Origin of the sequence: Ureibacillus sp. FSL K6-0786 (assembly GCF_037965165.1) — a bacterium.
Classification (GTDB): Bacteria; Bacillota; Bacilli; order Bacillales_A; family Planococcaceae; genus Ureibacillus; species Ureibacillus thermosphaericus.
In genome coordinates, this window is record NZ_CP150191.1 from 1979216 (window position 1) to 1999066 (window position 19851).

Sequence of the window (19851 nt, forward strand, 5' to 3'; positions counted from 1 at the left end):
GACTTTTTTCTTTCATGTAATTTATATTATATTTATATAACAGAGATGTATTAAGAGTTATATTTTTATATGAATCCATTTATATATTGAACGTTTAATTATATTCTTATGTTTGTTAAACAGTTTAAAATCATGATATAAGAGTAAATAAATGATTAAATAACTATTTAAAGATTATTCATCATGAGAGGAATTGAGTATTAAATGAAAGAAAATTTCTGGTTGGATTTACCTCGGCCATTTTTTGTGTTAGCTCCAATGGAAGATGTAACGGACGTTGTGTTTCGCCACGTTATTAGCAAAGCAGGTAGACCGGATGTATTTTTTACAGAGTTTGCAAACACAGATAGCTATTGTCATCCAGATGGTCAAAAAAGCGTACGTGGGCGTTTATTATTCACCGAAGATGAGCAACCAATCGTAGCCCATATTTGGGGAGATAAGCCTGAATACTTCCGACAAATGAGTATAGGTATGGCGGAACAAGGATTTAAAGGTGTTGATATTAACATGGGATGTCCTGTCCCGAATGTAGCTTCCCGAGGAAAAGGAAGCGGACTGATTTTACGTCCAGATGTGGCGAGTCAGGTAATCGAAGCTGCTAAAGCGGGAGGACTTCCTGTTAGTGTTAAAACAAGACTAGGATATACAAATGTGAACGAGTGGGAAGAATGGCTAACTCATGTCCTCAAACAAAATATTGCAAACCTTTCGATTCATTTGCGGACAAGAAAGGAAATGAGTCAAGTTCCTGCCCATTGGGAACTTATTCCTGAAATTAAGAAGCTTCGTGATCGCATTGCTCCTGAGACGCTCTTAACAATCAATGGAGATATTCCTGATCGTCAAACAGGCCTTGAACTCGTTGAACGCTACGGAGTAGACGGGGTGATGATTGGGAGAGGAGTCTTTAAAAATCCTTTTGCGTTTGAAAAAGAGCCGAGAGAGCATAGTGTTCAGGAATATTTAGATTTACTAAGATACCATTTAGATCTTCATGATCAATACATTGAAGAAATTCCGCGCTCCATTACAGCTCTTCATCGCTTCTTTAAAATTTATGTAAAAAGTTTCCGTGGAGCAAGTGAATTAAGAAATCGGTTAATGAACACGAAATCTTCAAATGAGGTGCGGCAATTGCTGGATGAATTTGAAAAACAAATTGATTTGACAGATATTGTAAAATAATTAGGGTTATGAATAGGTTTGGGCAATACAATCTCCTTCTGATGGGAATTTGTTGAAAGATGTATTGAAAATAAATAAACTGAAGTAAAGATGTAAAGAGGCAAGGATTCTATTCATTCTTGCCTTTTTCTTTTAGTGGGGAATGTCAGATTTATCTGTAAATTCTAGGTGTTTATATTATAAATGATTATGAGGAAGTGTTGGCTTTGCCTAAATGGAATTGTCCAAAATGCAATCATTCTAATAATAGTCATGCGACATATTGCCTTAAATGTGGTTTTTTTAAAAAGGATATCAAAAATTATAAAATGTATTGGATATGCCCTTCTTGTCATGAAGAAAATAGCAATCATGTTTTTTATTGTATAAAATGTGGCCATCGATACCAAGATAGTCAATCAACGACACTTAATATGAACAATAATGGTGCTTCTAAATGGAAGAAGTTTATTGAAAATGTAAAAGTTATTGTAATCCTAGAACTTATCATAATGGGAATTGCATGTTTTATTTCTATTGGAGGAGAAGAAGGAAGTGTCAATGGGGTCATCACAACCATCTTTTTGATTCATTTATTTTTTGGAATGTATTATATCATGTTGACATTTTCAAAAAGTGGTTTCGGAGAGGCAATGAAATCTATTTTAATTCAAGGTGGACTATTGATAGGAATGCTAATGATGATTGCATTGACGAATGAGTCGAGTGATCATACAGTTATTGATTCGTACTCTCTTAACTTTTTAAAAAATAATGCCATTGAAGTAGATTATGACAAGTTGTATCACATTGCTTTTGAACGTTATGGTAGCCAAAGGAATCAATTAGTTAAATTCTCTGGAAAAGTGTTTCTTTTAGATGGCAGTGATTATATTTTGATCGACATGTCACCGGAACCATACAAAAATCAAGTGGTTTATGTAAAAAGAAAAGAACAGGATCATATGGTCAGTATAAACGATCAGGTGGAGATTTACGGTAAAGTATTAGGTACTGCTTCAGTTGCAAAACATCTTGATAAACAATTAAATGTTCCAGTCATAGAAAGCTATTCACTCACATTGCGTTAATATATCAATTTGTTTTTCGGGTTTATCCCGATTTTTTTTTTACATAATTTCAGGCAACAATTGATTTCTCTCAATCGTTGAAATAGTCATGCTTATAGGTGTTGAAAGCATATCTATTATAAAATATAGCTTTTTCTAGAAAGTTTTAGATGAAAGAATGAAAAGAAGTTTATTGGGGGGATGAATATGGAAGTTTCCTTATTTGCTACTTGCCTTGTCGATATGTTTCAAGGAAATGTTGGGAAATCGACAGTGGAATTGTTAGAAAGACTTGGTTGTAAAGTAAAATTTCCGACTGAACAAGTATGCTGTGGTCAACCTGCTTATAATAGCGGTTATGTTGAACAATCCAAGAATGCAATGAAAAATATGATTAAAGCTTTTGAGCAAGCTGAGTATGTCGTTGCCCCATCCGGTTCGTGTGCATACATGTTTAAAGAGTATCCCCACATTTTTAAAGGAGATGAAGAGTGGGAAGAAAAAGCTCAACAATTAGCCAATAAAACCTTTGAATTAACGGAATTTATTGTCAATGTGTTAAAAGTTGAAAATGTCGGTGCACGATTGAAAGGTAAAGCTACATATCATACTTCTTGTCATATGACTCGATTGCTTGGTGTTAGAGAAGAACCTATCAAACTGTTAAAAAATGTAGAGGGATTGGAGTATATTGAGCTTTCTGGAAAAGAGCGATGTTGTGGTTTTGGCGGGACATTTTCAGTGAAAATGGGGAACATTTCTACACAAATGGTAGATGAAAAAGTACGTGACATTGAAGAAACAGAAGTAAATATATTAGTCGGTGCAGATGCTGGTTGCCTTATGAATATTGGTGGTCGTATGAGTCGCCTAGGAAAACCGATTCGCATTATGCACATAGCAGAAGTATTAAATAGTCGATAGGGGGATTTAGAAATGGCAATGAAAACAAGCGCTGAACAATTTAAAGATCGGGTAGCAAACAATTTAAATGATTCATTTATGCGCGGGGCAATTTCATCTGCACAAAATAGATTTCAATCCCGTCGACAAGAACGAGTGAATGAATTAGAAAATTGGGAAGAATGGCGAGCTCATGGTGAAGAAATACGAAAACATGTGCTTGATAATTTAGATGCTTATCTATATGAATTAAGTGAAAATGTCTTGAAACGTGGTGGACATGTATTTTTTGCTCAAACAGCTGAAGAGGCATCCCAATATATAAAGAATATTGCAATTCAAAAACAGGCTAAAAAAATTGTAAAATCGAAATCCATGGTGACTGAGGAGATTCATTTAAATGCGGCACTTGAAGAAGCAGGTTGTGAAGTAATTGAAACGGATCTTGGAGAGTATATTATTCAATTAAATCATGAACCTCCTTCCCATATTATTGCGCCATCACTACACAAAAACCGATATCAAATTCGAGACATCTTTGCTGAAAAAATCGGTTATAAAAATTCCGAAAAACCTGAAGAAATGGCTCTTTACGTTCGTGAAAAGTTACGTAAAGAATTTTTAACTGCTGATATCGGGATCACCGGCTGCAATTTTGCAGTAGCGGAAAGTGGAACGGTGACCCTTGTGACAAATGAAGGGAATGCCGATTTAGTTACGGCTTTACCAAAAATCCAAATTACTGTTATGGGAATGGAAAGAATTGTACCTACTTTTGAAGAATTAGATGTGTTAGTCAGTTTATTAACAAGGAGTGCAGTTGGCCAAAAAATATCCAGTTATGTAACAATGATTACCGGCGTAAAAGGGGAAGAAGAATCTGATGGACCAGAAGAATTTCATTTGGTCATTGTTGATAATGGACGTTCCAAAATATTAGGTACAGATTTTCAACCGATTTTACAGTGCATTCGATGTGCAGCCTGTGTCAATGTTTGCCCTGTATATCGACATATTGGAGGGCATAGTTATGGTTCAATTTATTCAGGTCCAATTGGAGCTGTATTAACACCGCTTCTTGGAGGCTATGCCGATTTCAAAGAATTGCCATATGCTTCAACTCTTTGTGGAGCTTGTACGGAAGTATGTCCAGTAAAAATTCCATTACACAAACTATTGCATTTACATCGTCAGAAAATAGTAGAACAAGAAGGAAAGGCTCCCATCTCGGAACGATTATTAATGAGAGCGTTTGGTTTTGGTGCTTCTAGCCCTCATCTCTTTAGTACAGCAACAAAAATTGCATCGTCAATGATGTCTCCCTTTGTAAAGGAAGATAAAATTCCTAGCGGCCCTAGACCATTGAAAGCATGGACAGAAGATCGGGATTTTCCTGCACCAAATAAAGAAAGCTTTCGCAATTGGCTAAAAGAAAGACAAAAGGGGGAGCAAGGATGACTATAACTAATCGAAAATCATTTTTAATGAATATTGCTAAACATCTTGGCCGTCCTATGAAAACGAAAGTAGAACGGCCAGTATGGAAACACTTGCCACAATTTCAAATCTTAAATCATGCAACTCAAGAAGAACTAATAGACGTGTTAAAACAACAATGCCATAATATCCATACAGTTTGTTTGCAAACGACGACTGCGAATTTAGCAAGCACATTGCAACAAGTAGTAGAGGATTATGGTGGTATTTCAGTAATGATCCCAAAAGATGACCGACTCAAATATTTTGGTTTAACAGAAGTGTTTAAGTCATGGCAGTCTAAGGGAATCGAAATATACGAATGGCATCCTCAAAATCGCGAACAAAATATCCAACTAGCAGAAAAAGCGAGTATAGCGATATTAATTAGTGAAATGACGTTAGCTGAAAGCGCATCTGTCGTACTATATAGCCATCCAAATAGAGGACGTTCATTAAATTTATTGCCAGAAAAAACAATCGTGCTTATACCAAAAAGTACAATTGTTCCACGGATAACACAAGCGGCACAAATTTTTCATAAACAAGTTGAACAGGGAGAACAAATTCCTTCGTGTATATTGTTTATGTCGGGCCCAAGCAATTCAGCCGATATTGAAATGGTGTTAATTGTTGGTGTACACGGACCTATAAAAGCAACTTATATCATAATTGAAGATCAGTAAACCCGTTTTTAACTTCACCCATTTGAAGTAAATTCTTTCTATTCACTTGCAATAAATAAGTGCAGCTTTTGCGGATGTTAGCAAAGTGCTGCACTTTCATTTTATAAATGTTTTATTTCATATTTAACTTTGCTACTTCCTTATTTTAGAAATTAGAGAACATCAATTCTTACTAGTAAAGCAATTAAAATTTGTAGTAATAATTGAATGTTAACAATTAAATCATTATCAGTAGTTGTAATTCTTACACCTCTAGAATTTTCAACATAAGTTTGTTGTCTATTGATTTGTTTTGATTTTACATTGGCAATTAATTCTTGTGTGATTCTTTCAGCATCTCTGCTGCTGCCACCTATTGAAATGCTAATAACTAAGCTAATTGCAGCTTGCAATGCAACTTGAAGAGATAATGCTGCTTGCGTATCTGTTGTAGTGATTTCTACATCAGCTGAATCAATGACAATAATTTGCTCATATGATTCTTGGATATTTTCGATTGCACCTTCCAAATTATTCATATCACGATCTAATGGATGTGCAGAGGAAGGGTCTAAAGCACTTCATCTTCTATGTTCATTTCTTCTCGTCATATCAATACCTTCAACAGAAGGCATATTTCCACGCCATACTTTGCTGTTACCCATTCATTCATTCCTCCTTTTTGACAGTAGATTGCTATTTTTTAATTGTTTTTACTAGTTTGTTCACATTACTTTCTAAATCCATTAGTAAATTTTTTAACTTTCTTTTTTCTTGTGCGCTTAATCTTGGCTTTCTTAGTTTTACTCCGTGTCTTTTTAGGACACTATCTATTAAAAGATTCACACTCTGGTTAGTAATGGAGTCTAAACTTCGATTACGCCGACTCAAAAATACTCCTCCTTTCTATTTATCTGAAAATAGAATATGTAAGGAATGAAATGATACTTGGGTAAATATTACGAGTTTTTGTTTATTTTCATAATTGAAAGTTAATTGACTTCTTATAGAAATTACTAGAAGAGAAAAAAAACATCATTTTCTAAAAGAGAAAGGTTCTGCATCCAAAAGTTAGATTTTGACTCTAACTTTTAGGGGTCACTACCCTTCTCAAAAGAGAAAATGATGTTTTTAAGTTTTGTCCCAGCTTCTTTAATTAATTTGAATTTGTTTTGTCAGATTTACATGTTCTTTCATACAATAACATAACGCAAATCCTCAATAAATCAACGATGTTTAGGCGGATAACTAATTACCTTTTTACGTTTACACGTATAAATAATAATGAATTTTATAATGGGAGGAACAAGAATGAATAGGGAGTTAATGCTTTCTTTATTGAACAAAGTGGTTAGAGTAGATCGCGGTGGGCCTGAGTCTAGGGTTGGTAAAGTATTTTCTGCTCAATCTGATTATTTCGCATTGTTGACAGAAGAAGATGGAATAGTGTTTTACAAATATCAACATATCAAGAGTATTACTCAAGATTCAAGAAATGGCATGAAGTTGAATGTTGAAGTTCCTGAAGATTATCCATTTGCTAGTTTCATGGATTTCAGATCCGTATTAAATGAATTACGTCATAAATGGGTTAAAATTAACCGCGGTGGACCTGAGTCAGTGGAAGGTGTATTAGAAGAAGTATTTGATGATTTTATAACAATTGTAAAAAATGAAGAAGTAATCCGCGTGGCAATGTTCCATATTCGAAATGTGAGTTATGGACCAAAACCAGAAAAGAAACCTGAAAAGCAAGATGAAGAAAATAACTAATAACAAATTAAAAGGGGAGACTTCGTGCGGATTGCATTAAAAAGGAGGCCCTAATGTTGAATGCTGAATTTTTGTTAGATACAATAAAAGGTCTTGAAGGTTTAGAGATTGGCTTATTTTTAGCTGAAAATCAATCCATTCAAGGTACTTTATTAAGTGTTCAAGAAGACCATTTAATTGTTAAAGTCAACGAAAATGTAATATATTTCCCTATCACCCAAATCAAAGCATTATCGAAAAACGCAAAAGAATCAAGTGTCATAAATAAGGGATTTAGTAACACTTCACTTAACAGATTTAAGTTGGAAGAAATATTAAAAACAATGTATTTACAATGGATTACTGTTAATAGTTTTGGCAATAAAAGCTTTTCAGGAGTGCTCAGCAATGTTTATGAAGATTATATCGTGTTGATTAACGGAGAGAATCAATACTATATTTTAAAGTCACAGATTACAAGTATTCTCAATGAACAAATCGATGAAAACCAAATTATAAATCTAGAGGCTAATGGAATTGCCAATACAGCATTGACTAATTTACCAACATCCAATTTGACTTCAGAGGATGGGCAACTAACTGAGGAGCAAAAGAAAGCTATATCAGATGCAATTAAAGAAAAGGTAAAACAGCTTTTTCCAAAGACAAATGAAGATGAACAGCAAGATACAACATCAGATATGAATATAGACGATTTAACGGCGACAATAACACAAGAAAATCAACTTGAAGAATCATCTCCATCACAAAATGAAGAAACCCTCCAAGACGAAAGGTTAGCACAAATCACTGCAACATCGAAAAATATCCTCCAAGAACCACCATCAAAACTAGAAGCGACCCTCCAAAATATCGAAAACAATCCAACAAAACAGCAAGAAAACACATTAGCTATTTCAAGCAAAAACTCCAAAAAAACCCAAAAAAGACCATTCTTCCATGAGGTAAAATTCAATTCTCCAATACAAGAATGTACTTGGGAAGATATGACGATGGAATCGCATAGTCCAAGTAAAGAGAAGGAACAAACTGAATTATTTTATGAAGATCAAGAATTAAAAAAAACAGAAATGAGTTTAATCGAAAATACTGTAAAGATTGCAGAAAAAGAAGATTTCGAAATCAAAAATTTATTAGAACCGTCGGAAGAAATACAACAATTATCTGAAGATGTGTATGAAATTCAACCAGTATCCGGAAAGATAATTGCAGCCCAACAAATAGATGATGCAGAAGAAATCTTTGAAGAAATCATGGAACCAATTGAGTGTACATCTTCCAGTGAAGAATCAGAATTCATACACGAACCTGTAAAAATGTTAATGGAAGATAATAAGCGACTTTTAAAATATCAGTACTATGCATTAATGAAATTTGCAGAAAGAATGTATCACATCGAAAACCAATATCGAGCGATCATGAAACATGCTGAGAAGATGTATTTGCAGTTAAAGGAGAGAAGTTATTATTAAGGTTGATAGGAGAAGGAGGGAAAACGAATATGATGCTCCTTTACTTCTCAATTGTGGGTGTCTTATTTTATAAATTATTTTTGCAACCACCTTCGCCAGTAAAAGAAGAAACAGTGATAGAAACAGATCAATCAACTTATGAACAATCTAAGGCGGCTGTTTAAATGGTAGATTATTCTACAATATTAATGTTAACCATTTTTTTAATCTCCATAGGTATAATGCTATGGAGACCTAAAGGAATCAATGAAACGATTCCCATTACAATAGGGGCTGCGATTATTGTCATACTAGGATTTGTAAGCTATGAAGATCTTAAAAGTATACTAAGTATTGTAAGTGGCCCCTCACTTACAATACTTTCTACTATTATGATGTCCATTGTATTGGAGAGTATTGGTTTTTTTAAGTGGATTGCTCAAAATATCATATTAAAATCGAATAATTCAGGGCTTAGGCTTTATATATATACCAATTTGTTATGTTTTTTTATGACTATGTTATTTAATAATGATGGAAGCATACTCATAACAACTCCTATCATTATCCACATCATCAAGTATTTAGCACTTAAACCACCTCAGTATATCCCCTATTTAATTTCTGGGGCGCTGATTGCAACAGCATCTAGTGCGCCGATTGCTGTAAGCAATATTTCGAATTTAATCGCATTAAAAATAGTTGGTTTAGATTTAAATAGCTACGTAAAAATTATGTTTATTCCATCGATGATAGGCATTTTAACAATGAGTTTATTATTGTATTTACTTTTTAGAAACCATATTCCGAAACAATTAGGATTACTAACTTTCAATGATAAACCGTCGAATATCTTTACTCATCCCCTTGATCCATCAGCTCAATCTGAATTAGACAAAAATTTATTTAAAATATGCATTGCCGTAGTCGTCATTACAAGAGGGGCATTTTTTGTTCTTTCACCATTTGGTATTCCATTAGAGTTGATTGGATTATTTGGAGCATTCATATTAATTACGATTCGTTGGTTAAAAATGAGAGTCGGAATAAAAGATGTAATTATCAATTCTCCGTGGCATATATTAATTTTTGCCTTTAGCATGTATGTACTCGTATATGGATTGAAAAATGTAGGATTAAACACATTGATTATTTTAAATTTTAAAGAGTTTATTGAACAAGGTACATTTAATGCAACAATGATTATGGGATTATTAACTACTGCTCTTTCCAATATTTTTAATAATTTGCCTGCCGTGATGATTGGAACACTTTCGATTACAGAAATGGAATTGAATCCATTATTAATGCAAGTTGCATATCTAGCTAATGTTATGGGAAGCGACATTGGTGCATTATTAACTCCAATCGGTACATTAGCTACACTTCTTTGGATGTTTTTACTAAAAAAACATCGAATTAAAATAACTTGGGGAAAATATATTAGCGTTACAATTTTAATCATACCAGTTACACTCATGGTGAGCTTGCTCAGTTTATATTTGTGGATACTTCTTATCTTATAATAGCGTTCTGAATGAAATGATGAGGTGTAGGAAATTAAAAATTACACTCATATTCATGCTCCTCCTCTAGTTGCTAAGGAATTCATCCTAATTAGAGGAGGAGAAATGCTTATAATAGTGATTCAAGTTGGTCCGATAAAAATTGATTACGCTTTTCAATAAATTGTAGAATATATTCTTTTTCACTCATGAAAATTTTTTCGTTATGTTTTATATATGGATCTTTTTCGATATAGGGCAGAATTAGAGCTTGCAGTTGTTCAATTTGGGGTTTAATTGCAGAAGGAATAAATTGTTTGTGTAGTATGCTTTCTAAAATCCGACGATACTTTTGTTTAAAATGCTCGTTTTCTAATATACGAGCAGTTAATGTGTTGTATCCCCAAATTGGTACATATTCAAGTTCAAGGGGCTCTCCGTGTAAGTTCCTTCCCCATGAACCATCATAATCCCATGGGGAGATTTCAAATAGTTGAGTTTCACTATTATGATATAAAGCATAATTATGAATAAATCCATCAAAATTTTGCGTGCAAACTGCCCCAGCAAGCCACAGTAAATATTTTTCAATATCTAATACTTTCACTATTTCTTCATTAAATTTATCTTTAGGATAAGTGTTAATAATGACTAACATTTTTATTAGATGTTCTTCTTCCTGAAAGGAATATTTTGTTGTATAACCATCCATTAATGATTTTTTTATATATCCTTCAGGCGTATATAAAGAGAAATTGGCATCATCATTCGTAGCATAATAGATTGAACCATCCGGCAAATTTCTCTTCTTTAAGAAGTACTCATCAAAAGACTCAATGGCTAGATATACTCCTTCACTTTTCCCATTGATGAACAATTGAATATGGTTGGAATTTGGAGAGAGAACACCGATTTTTTGAAAGAAATCAAAAGATAATTTATTTCGAATCAAAGAAGGATCATTAAACTCCGCATTTAAATGGATTTCATGGTGACCGTCCATTAGATGGGGATGTTCAAATATGATATGATAAGACTTTTTTTTATGTTTTCGAAGTTGATTTCCTCTCAAACTAATTTGAATGTCATAACTTTGGCTATTGATTGTTAGTTGGGCAAAAAAATAATGTTCTGTCCAAATATTTTTATATAGTTTTTTCAAATCGCTTTTTGATATTTCAATAAAATAAGTTTCCACACAAATGCCTCCTGAAAATGCCTCTTTATATTGGTAAATCACCTAAAGTGTTTGAAATAAATTACATAAACTATAAAGAACAAATCATTGTGTTTGGAGGGGATTATCATTAGTACTTTAATTGTTGATGATGTTAGGAAACTAGTTGAAATTGCTAAAGAGAATGATTTAATTCAATATATGTATAACAATCCAATTGAAGACCCAGAGTTAATTCAAACAACAATCGCGGTAAAAAATAAGAAATCGAATGGCAGCAAAGGTGGATCCAAAGGAAATAAAAAAGGAAGTAAAGGTTCAAAAGGAAATAAAAGTGGAGGTTCTAAAGGAGATAAACAAAAAAGCAAAGGCTCAAAGGGGAATAAAAACGGCTCTAAAGGAGATAAGCAAAGAGAGAAAGGTTCAAAGGGAAATAAACAACAAGGAAGCAAAGGCTCAAAAGGGAACAAAAGCGGCGGATCAAAAGGAGATAAGCAAAGAGAGAAAGGTTCAAAAGGGAACAAAAAACAAGGAAGAAAAGGATCGAAGGAGAATAAAAACGGTTCTAAAGGAAAAAAGGAAGAAAATAATGCCCTTTCATCATTAGCAGAAGAAATCCAAGATAAAGTAAAGGAATTTGTTCAAAAACAACAAATGAATTAACAATCTATATAGATTGCAAGGAAATGAAGAATGCCAGGCATGTACCTGGCATTTTTTAATAATGAAAACGATTAATTATGCGGCTAAGATGAATAGCTTCTTCCGCTAGTTTTGTAGCATTTTGAGCGAGTGCATTTATGCCTTCCACTTGTATATCTACGCTTTCATTTGTAGCTACAACCATATTTGTAAAATCTTCTGCAATTGTATTCACTTGCTGCATAATCTCCTGTAGTTTATTTCCGTCTTCATGAACAAGATCAACAAATTTTCTATTATTTAATACTAAATTTTTTGTTGAAAGCGTTGTTTGAATTAATTGTTCTATGACTTGATCTGTTTGAGAAACGGCTTCCATCCCTTCATGAATAGCCTTCACATTATCTTCAACTTGAGCTACAGTAGTTTCTAAATCTTTATATGTTTTTTCTAATAATGTCATAATTTCTTCTGCAAATTCATTCGTTCCTTCAGCGAGTTTTCGAACTTCATTCGCGACAACTGCAAAACCGCTCCCCGCTTCACCAGCCCGAGAAGCTTCAATGGAAGCGTTAAGTGCAAGTAAATTTGTCTGTTTGGCAATTCTTGTAATGGAGGCAACTTTATCCTTCACAGCATTTGCTTCTTGAGTGATTTTGCGGATTTTCGCTGCAGAGTTTGCAACTTCATTTTGAATTTTTGCCATTTGGCTGTGGGCAATTTGAATGGCTTCTTGTCCCTTACTTGCATCTTGTAATGCATCATCTGCACCTACCACAGCTTTCTCAACTTCTTCTTGCATTTCTTGTACTTGATTCATCATCATTTCTACCATTTCGTTGGCGTTAGTGATTGAGTAACGTTGTGTTTCTGCACCACTACGGAAAGTTTGGACAGCTGCTGATAATTCTTCAAAAGTTGTCGAAATGCGTTGTGTTTCTTTTTCTTGTTCTTTACTAATTCGTTCCACAGTTTCCGCGGCATGTTTAAATTCATCAATTATCGCACGAATCCCTAAAATAATTTTATTGATTTCATAACCGATTTGGTGAAATTCATTGCGAAGACCTACCTTTTCAATTTGTGCACTCAAGTTGCCAGAGGATATTTTTTTTGTAACGCTATACCATTCTCGCAAATTTTTCATTATGATAGTATAAAAAATTAAACTAAAAATAACCGTAACAATTGCTGTTCCAATGAGGACACTTGTTGTCATAGATAAATCATTGCTTAAAAAATAAGCAATGATAGCAGGAACTATACTGGACAAAGTAATTAAACTTCCAAATATTGCCCCAATAAAAGGTCGTTGAACTAGTCTACCCATTCTCAGATTAAAGCGTTTCCCATTCTTATCTGTTAACAGTGGGCAAGATGCATCAATAAGTATTTCTCCCGTATCTCTTGGATAAATTTGCAATAGTCCTGTATTAGTTTTGGCAGCAGCCAAACCCACTTCATCGGTGAAGGATGAACCTTCTCTTAAGCGGTTCGTATGAATATAACCTAAACCATTTTCATCAACGATAACAAGGTATTCATCTCGGGCAAGTTCTTGATCCAATACAGTACGAATTTGATTTATTTGTTCTTCAATTGTTTTTTCATGGTCCCAGACGCTTCTAACTTTGGATGCGACATTTTGAACTTTCATCAGTGCCTTTTTTGCAACATTTGAACGTAATAATTTACTCATATTCACTCCCCCTGGATATATATCCTTGCATAATCCCCTTTGTATGTATTTAAAAATACCCTTTTTAGCATCTATACTTTGAACGAGTATAGATGTCATAAATTGTAATTCTATTATATCAGCAAATTAGACTAACTTTAAGGAAATATATGAAAAATTTTGGATAATCTGTATTATTAAATGAGTATTATTGCATTAAATCAATTTAAATTGCTATGGTTTATTTGTACCAGAAAATAGTCATCTTCTCATAAGAATCGTTTACATTTTTCCTTCATAAATTCATTGTAACCTTCGTTTAATCATGTCACAATGAGTGGTAGTATTAAAAAATTGAAAAATTCAGTAAATTTTCTGGAGTGAATTTGTGTGGAGATAGTTGAAAAAGTAATAACCTAGTAGGAAGAAATTTATATTAATGAAACCTATAATTTTGACTAATAAAAATTGATTCAAAAACTTTCATCCTTCTAACGAATTAATAACTTTTCTATGTTCTGGTTCGTAAGTAGTGAATCATCCTAAACCGTTTTTTGTCTTACACATAAAATGATAAGAGGAAAACTTTATAGGTTTTACTCTATTAACTTTCAATAAGAAGAGGGATGAAAGATGGATATTATTATATTAGAAAATTATATATATCCTGAGTCAGTTATTATCATTCCGGTACTTTATCTACTTGGATTGTTTTTGAATCGAACGCCAAAAGTTCCGCCATGGGTCACTCCTTGGGTACAAGTTGTTCTCGGAATTGCATTTTGTATCGGGTATTATGGATTTATTATTGAAGCGGTGATTCAAGGGATATTAGTAGCAGGAGCAGCTGCGATTGTAAAGGATTTATTCCATAAAGCCAATTATTTAACAAAGAGAGACCAAAACGGAAAAGAATAATCTATTTTATTAATATAAAGATGATTGGCTGAATCAATAAAGGTTCAGCTATTTTATTGCGGACAACTTGTAATGAAGGGACATGTTGGAAATTTATTGGTAGTAGCCTGTTGAAAAAAAGTTAATGATTATACAAAAAGAGGAATCAACAATTGAATAATGCAAAAAATAAGCAAGAACTCACTAAGGTTTGATTATTTATTAGGAGAAAATTCCTTTTAATATTGTTCATTTTCTCTTAAATTATCCATTCAAAAGTTTATTTTTGTGTGATAAAATTCTAAACGAAATTGATAATCATTATCGTTTTTAATTTCACCCAGGAGGATACATAATGGAAACACACAATTTATATGATGTGACAATTATTGGGGGAGGACCTAGTGGTTTATTTTCCGCATTTTACTGCGGTTTAAGAGAAATGAAAACGAAAATCATTGAATCCCAAAACTACTTAGGGGGTAAAATAAATGTTTATCCTGAAAAACTAATTTGGGATGTTGGTGCATTAACGCCAATTACAGGTGAGAAATTAATTCAACAATTGATAGAACAAGCAACGACTTTTGATCCAACTGTTGTGATAGGAGAAAAAGCAACGGAAATTTCTAAAAATGAAGAAGGTATATTCGAAATAAAAACAGATAAAGGACATACTCATTTTTCAAAAACGGTAATCGTAGCAATTGGAGGTGGCATAATCAACCCTCAGAAGCTTGAAGTGGAAGGGGCTTCTAAATTTTATAGTTCCAATTTAAATTATACAATTAAATCTTTAAAAAAATTTAAAGATAAGATTGTAATCGTTTCAGGTGGAGGACATACAGCAGTTGATTGGTGCAATGAGTTGGAGCCGATTGCGAAAAAAGTTTATTTAACATATAGAAAAGGTCAATTGAATGCCCATGAAGCACAAGTATCACAATTATTGAACAGCTCGGTTGAATGTTATTTCTATACAGAAATCACTAAATTAATTCCAAGCCAAGATGGTATGTCCATTGAGAAAGTGGAATTAACGAATAATCAGACAGGAGAAATCACTTATTTAAATGTAGATGAAGTGGTTGTGAATCATGGATATGTAAGAGAAAAAACTTTACTTGAAAATAGTCCGTTACAGATTGAATTCGCAAATGAGCACTACATTAAAGCGAATATATATTGTGAAACGAACATCCCAGGGCTTTATGCAGTGGGGGATGCAGTTGATTATGAAGGAAAAGTTCACATGATCGCTGGTGCATTTCAAGATGCAATCAACGCAGTAAATAAGGCTAAAGTGTTTGTTCAACCGGATGCAGAAGCTATTGGCATGGTATCTTCGCATAATGAGGTCTTCTATAAACGAAATCGGGAACTAATTGAAAAACTGATTTAATTTTTTAACTTCTGACTCAATATCGTCCGTTAAATGCAATGCTTCAAGGAGATGAAGATGAAACAGCCATTTTCATTATGCGAGCGATAGGATTCATCTTCAGTCAAACAAGAGTAGAAATGGTTGATGAGTAGGAATTTGTCATCAAGCTGATGATATAAGGGAAAGAAGAGTTTTAGATTGTAAAGCCGAAACCTATTTATCCAGAACGTATGAAAGATAAGCTTCCTTCTGCTGTTGGAGGGGCGAAAAATTTTAACCAATTTATAGATATAGAATGCAATATCTTCAGCAGTATGGAAGAAATGGTGTAATGAGGAATAAAATTATACAGAGGGCTTAGCTTTTTTGGGCTATGTCCTTTTTTGTGATTATGATTGCGGTTTTGGTAATTGAGAAGGGTTAGCATTTTTGTAAAGTGACTTTCTAAAAAAATACTTACCACATCACCCCTAACGAATTGTAACAAATGCCTATAGAATTGAAAAATTAGCCTGTTCACATCATTTTACTCATTCATATACTAATATGAATTCTGTAAATGTGGAGGGTTGATGCATGGTTACAATAAGCTTGTGTATGATCGTCAAAAATGAAGAAAACGTACTAGAGCGTTGCTTAAATAGCGTAAAAGACCTTGTTGATGAGATCGTTATTGTTGATACGGGCTCGTCCGACAACACAAAGGAAATTGCAAAAAGATTCACTGATAAAGTATTAGATTTTGAGTGGATTGATGATTTTTCAGCAGCGAGAAATTTTTCTTTTAAACATGCCACAATGGATTATATATTTTGGCTAGATGCCGATGATGTCATGTTAGAAGAAGACCGACAAAAATTTAAAAAATTAAAAGAACAATTAACAAGCGATGTTGATGCGGTGTCAATGGTGTATCATCTTGCTTTTGATGAGTACAATAACCCTATCTATAGCTTTAGAAGATTTCGATTAGCCAAAAGAGAGAAAAATTTTGTTTGGAAAGGAGCTGTTCATGAATACTTAGAAGTTAGAGGGCGATTACTCCAATCTGATGTTGCGATTACTCATCGGAAAGAAAAAAAGGAAGAACGGAATGATCGGAATATAAAAATTTATGAAAAACTTTTAGAAAAAGGAGAAAAATTCACACCAAGAGATCTATTTTATTATAGCAATGAATTAAAAGATCACGGCCAGTATGAAAAAGCAATTGAATATTACGAAAGATTTATAAATCATGAAGATGGTTGGGAAGAAGAAAAAATCCGTGCATGTATTAATATGGCTTTTTGTTATAGAAGCTTAGGAAACATAGAAAAAGAAATCGAGACGTTAATCCGTTCGATACAATACGATGTACCAAGACCAGAAGTATCTTGTCGAATGGGTGATTTGTATCTAGAAAGAAAACTCTACGATAAAGCGATTATGTGGTATCAGTTTGCTTTAATGGTAGACACATCAAACATACAAGGCATTGTACAAAAACCATATTCTACTTGGTATCCATACTTACAGCTTTGCGTTTGTCATTGGCATAAAGGGGATAAAGAATTGGCAGTCGAATATAATAAAAAAGCAAAAGAATATCGTCCGAATGATCCATCAGTGCTTTATAATGAAGAATTTTTCAAGAAGTATTTCGAAGAACAAAACAATGAAAAATAAAACAGGCTGTATCAAATCGATACAGCCTAAATTTTTTATTTATTGTTTTTGAGACTGTCTTAATTTTTCTAAACAAAGTTGTTTATAATGTTCTGCTTTAAAGCTTCCAGTTCCTTTTAATATTAAATATTTAGAGTTATGTTCCCCAAGCTCGAGACATTTTTCAAAACATGCTAAAGCCTCTTCATAATTGTTGGTTTGATAAAATATTAATCCTCTTAAAAAATGTAAATCTACATAATCAGGATATAAAGCAATGGCTTTTTCTATTCCTTCTAATGCATTATCCAAACTATTTGTATCAACGAGAATCCCATATTTTAAACGGTAGAGAATAGATGGAGGCTTAATTCCGTTTAGTAAAAAACGAAAAATGGATTCATTTAAATAATCAAAAGCTTTATTATAATCTCCTCTACGATAATATTCATTTGCTAAATGGTATTCAATCCAGGGACTATGGTTTGGATTTTTATACTCCTCTTGAATAAGTTGTAGATTCCGTTCTGCTTTATTACGCTTGGTGGTTAATTTGTCAATATATCCATAATGATGAATTGGAATCTCTAAATAATCGGTTGTGTAACTGGAATCATGAGGATTAGGAAAAATAGGGGTTTCATGAATCCGATTATAGAATTGGATGCCTTTATGGTTTTGAAATAAACGTGGTTGATAATATATAAAAGCTTTTTCCCGATCAACTGGAAACGATTCACCGTAATAATTCATTACTGGCATTAAATACATTGTAGTAGTGGAATTCTTTAAAACTTCCATTAGCAATTGTTCATGGCCAGTTTCCAATTCCTCATCTGCATCGAGCCATAAAATCCAATTCCCTGTTGCCTTGGATAGGGCGAAGTTTCGCGCTTCTGCAAAATGATCATTCCATGCATATGAAAACACGGTCGCATTATATTTTTTACATATATCTATTGTCTTATCGGTTGAACCAGTATCAACAATAATTATTTCTTGCACAATCTTTTGAACACTTTTTAAACATTGTTCAATAAAATCCGCTTCATCTTTAACAATCATACAAAGGGAAATTGAAGGGGAAGACAATAAACCTACACTTCCTTTTTCCGAGGTATTTGCATATTGTTTGCCAACCAAGGTGGAGGTAAGGGTGACAAAATGATTGTTACGAGATTTGATTCGTCATCATTTGATTCTTCATAGGTTTCTTCATGAATACGAATGTAATAATAGTTCAAAATCTGAGCAACCGTTTTTTCTGAAATCATTTGATGTTCTTCAAGAAGAAAAGGATATTGTTGTAATAACATTTGCATTTTTTCAAATAGTTCTCTATTTGAGTCCGTAAACGAAGGTGTTATTACTTCGTAAGAAAAGTATGTTCGATAAATATAAAAGTGAAGAAAGAGCAGCATGTGTAATTTTTCAATTAATACTAATGATTGGATTACTTGTGTTTCACTTTGAAGTAGTTCTTCTTCCGATAGTTCTTGAGTTTGATTGCGACGTTCAAAATAGTTTATTAGGAATTGGGCAAAAGAATAAATGAATGTTGAAAAGTTTAGTGAAGATTGTAACAACTCAACTTGATGATTTTCTTGCATTGTTCACCCCCCTCGTAAAATGCATATCGATTAATGATCGTATTTTTTTTCGGATTTACACTTTGAACAATGACAATCCTTTTTCTTTTTGTTTGGGCAATAGCATAATGAAGAATCGAACGAGTCTTTACAGTGATGATGTTTACATTTACAATCTTTGTCTTCCTTGCATTCTTTACATTTATGATGTTTTCGTGGATGACAGCAAGATTTTTGATTTAGTGTTACTACATCTTCAAGTTTAAATTGAAGTAAGATTTGTGATTTCACAACAGTACGTAATGTTTGATTAATACTTTCGTTGATTTTTAAGTAGCTATGAAAATCGCAAGGAGACTTTTTAATAAACATTTGAAGTTTTTCAGCTTCAGCATTCAAAATATGGGAAAGTCCAATTTCTTCTAATGCAATTGAAGAAAGCAATAAATTGATGGTCTTACATCGATCTAATGTAATCTCAGGAGTAATATCGGGAATGGTAGGCAAAGACATTGAAAGTGACCTCCTTAAATAGATAACCATCCATGTGGCTCAATGTACTCTCATACACCCTCTAGTTTATTGAAACGAAGCTGGATTTGTGCCTAATTTCAATGATTTCGTTCATTTTTGAATCATTAATTTCAGAGTGCCTGTCACTAGTTTCCAAATTAAAACTGAGTAAAATTGATGTTGTAATGAGTGATTTCAAAAAAAACTGCAGACCACTTGAATCATTCAAGTGAGTCTGCAGTTTAAATGGATTGGCTTAAGCAATTCGATGGATGGACCAAACGATTGGAGCACCACCACCGCCAAGGTCTATG

The 19851-nt window shown here is 33.2% G+C and carries 18 protein-coding genes and 1 pseudogene; 13 read left to right on the forward strand and 6 right to left on the reverse strand.

Going from position 1 to position 19851, the window contains the following annotated elements; translation table 11 throughout:
• The first annotated feature begins 204 nt into the window (after window positions 1-204).
• The 5 genes from NSQ18_RS09720 (at window position 205) to NSQ18_RS09740 (ending at window position 5302) form a co-directional block, all read left to right on the forward strand.
• Window positions 205-1188, forward strand: a complete 984-nt coding sequence (locus NSQ18_RS09720; RefSeq protein ID WP_339287882.1) for a tRNA-dihydrouridine synthase — start codon at window positions 205-207, stop codon at window positions 1186-1188.
• Between the two features lie 413 nt (window positions 1189-1601).
• On the forward strand, window positions 1602-2258 hold the full coding sequence (locus NSQ18_RS09725; protein ID WP_221302140.1) for a hypothetical protein: 657 nt from the start codon (window positions 1602-1604) through the stop codon (window positions 2256-2258).
• A 186-nt stretch (window positions 2259-2444) separates the two neighbouring features.
• On the forward strand, window positions 2445-3161 hold the full coding sequence (locus NSQ18_RS09730) for a (Fe-S)-binding protein (RefSeq protein WP_016839159.1): 717 nt from the start codon (window positions 2445-2447) through the stop codon (window positions 3159-3161).
• Window positions 3162-3173: 12 nt separating this feature from the next.
• A complete protein-coding gene (locus NSQ18_RS09735) occupies window positions 3174-4598 on the forward strand; it encodes a LutB/LldF family L-lactate oxidation iron-sulfur protein (RefSeq protein ID WP_339287886.1) in 1425 nt (474 codons plus the stop codon).
• A complete protein-coding gene (locus NSQ18_RS09740) occupies window positions 4595-5302 on the forward strand; it encodes a lactate utilization protein C (RefSeq protein WP_096549654.1) in 708 nt (235 codons plus the stop codon). Before NSQ18_RS09735 ends, NSQ18_RS09740 begins: the two co-directional genes overlap by 4 nt.
• Window positions 5303-5454: 152 nt before the next feature.
• Here the strand turns inward: NSQ18_RS09740 and NSQ18_RS09745 are convergent.
• Window positions 5455-5892: pseudogene (locus NSQ18_RS09745) on the reverse strand (spore coat protein).
• Window positions 5893-6592: 700 nt separating this feature from the next.
• Here NSQ18_RS09745 and NSQ18_RS09750 point away from each other — a divergent pair.
• The 4 genes from NSQ18_RS09750 to NSQ18_RS09765 are packed head-to-tail and all read left to right on the forward strand — an operon-like array spanning window position 6593 to window position 10031.
• The gene (locus NSQ18_RS09750) at window positions 6593-7054 is read left to right on the forward strand and encodes a hypothetical protein (RefSeq protein WP_016839164.1); all 462 of its coding nucleotides are present in this window, start codon (window positions 6593-6595) and stop codon (window positions 7052-7054) included.
• 53 nt (window positions 7055-7107) lie between these two features.
• The gene (locus tag NSQ18_RS09755; RefSeq protein ID WP_339287888.1) at window positions 7108-8526 is read left to right on the forward strand and encodes a hypothetical protein; all 1419 of its coding nucleotides are present in this window, start codon (window positions 7108-7110) and stop codon (window positions 8524-8526) included.
• Window positions 8527-8555: 29 nt separating this feature from the next.
• Complete coding sequence (locus tag NSQ18_RS09760) at window positions 8556-8690, forward strand: hypothetical protein (RefSeq protein ID WP_016839166.1); 135 nt, start codon at window positions 8556-8558, stop codon at window positions 8688-8690.
• Window positions 8691-10031: an ArsB/NhaD family transporter gene (locus tag NSQ18_RS09765; protein WP_016839167.1), complete on the forward strand. Its 1341-nt coding sequence runs from the start codon at window positions 8691-8693 to the stop codon at window positions 10029-10031.
• Between the two features lie 109 nt (window positions 10032-10140).
• Here NSQ18_RS09765 and NSQ18_RS09770 read toward each other — a convergent pair whose 3' ends face one another.
• On the reverse strand, window positions 10141-11208 hold the full coding sequence (locus tag NSQ18_RS09770) for a CotH kinase family protein (RefSeq protein WP_016839168.1): 1068 nt from the start codon (window positions 11206-11208) through the stop codon (window positions 10141-10143).
• A gap of 93 nt (window positions 11209-11301) precedes the next feature.
• On the opposite strand from NSQ18_RS09770, the gene NSQ18_RS09775 reads away from it, so the two are divergent.
• Window positions 11302-11850 carry a hypothetical protein gene (locus tag NSQ18_RS09775; RefSeq protein WP_339287892.1) on the forward strand — a complete coding sequence of 183 codons (549 nt, stop codon included), beginning with the start codon at window positions 11302-11304 and terminating at the stop codon, window positions 11848-11850.
• A gap of 55 nt (window positions 11851-11905) precedes the next feature.
• Here NSQ18_RS09775 and NSQ18_RS09780 read toward each other — a convergent pair whose 3' ends face one another.
• A complete protein-coding gene (locus NSQ18_RS09780) occupies window positions 11906-13528 on the reverse strand; it encodes a methyl-accepting chemotaxis protein (RefSeq protein ID WP_016839170.1) in 1623 nt (540 codons plus the stop codon).
• 612 nt (window positions 13529-14140) lie between these two features.
• On the opposite strand from NSQ18_RS09780, the gene NSQ18_RS09785 reads away from it, so the two are divergent.
• The 3 genes from NSQ18_RS09785 (at window position 14141) to NSQ18_RS09795 (ending at window position 17456) form a co-directional block, all read left to right on the forward strand.
• On the forward strand, window positions 14141-14425 hold the full coding sequence (locus tag NSQ18_RS09785) for a phage holin family protein (protein ID WP_016839171.1): 285 nt from the start codon (window positions 14141-14143) through the stop codon (window positions 14423-14425).
• 334 nt (window positions 14426-14759) lie between these two features.
• Window positions 14760-15806 (forward strand): NAD(P)/FAD-dependent oxidoreductase, encoded by a 1047-nt coding sequence (locus tag NSQ18_RS09790; RefSeq protein WP_016839172.1) that lies wholly within the window; start codon window positions 14760-14762, stop codon window positions 15804-15806.
• A gap of 558 nt (window positions 15807-16364) precedes the next feature.
• Complete coding sequence (locus tag NSQ18_RS09795; protein ID WP_016839173.1) at window positions 16365-17456, forward strand: glycosyltransferase; 1092 nt, start codon at window positions 16365-16367, stop codon at window positions 17454-17456.
• A gap of 39 nt (window positions 17457-17495) precedes the next feature.
• Here NSQ18_RS09795 and NSQ18_RS09800 read toward each other — a convergent pair whose 3' ends face one another.
• Genes NSQ18_RS09800 through NSQ18_RS09810 form a run of 3 tightly spaced genes read right to left on the reverse strand, consistent with a single transcriptional unit; the run spans window position 17496 to window position 19537 of the window.
• Window positions 17496-18500: a glycosyltransferase family 2 protein gene (locus NSQ18_RS09800; protein ID WP_040764805.1), complete on the reverse strand. Its 1005-nt coding sequence runs from the start codon at window positions 18498-18500 to the stop codon at window positions 17496-17498.
• 32 nt (window positions 18501-18532) lie between these two features.
• Window positions 18533-19045: a hypothetical protein gene (locus NSQ18_RS09805; protein ID WP_096549648.1), complete on the reverse strand. Its 513-nt coding sequence runs from the start codon at window positions 19043-19045 to the stop codon at window positions 18533-18535.
• A gap of 30 nt (window positions 19046-19075) precedes the next feature.
• On the reverse strand, window positions 19076-19537 hold the full coding sequence (locus NSQ18_RS09810; RefSeq protein WP_016839176.1) for a hypothetical protein: 462 nt from the start codon (window positions 19535-19537) through the stop codon (window positions 19076-19078).
• Window positions 19538-19851: the final 314 nt, after the last annotated feature.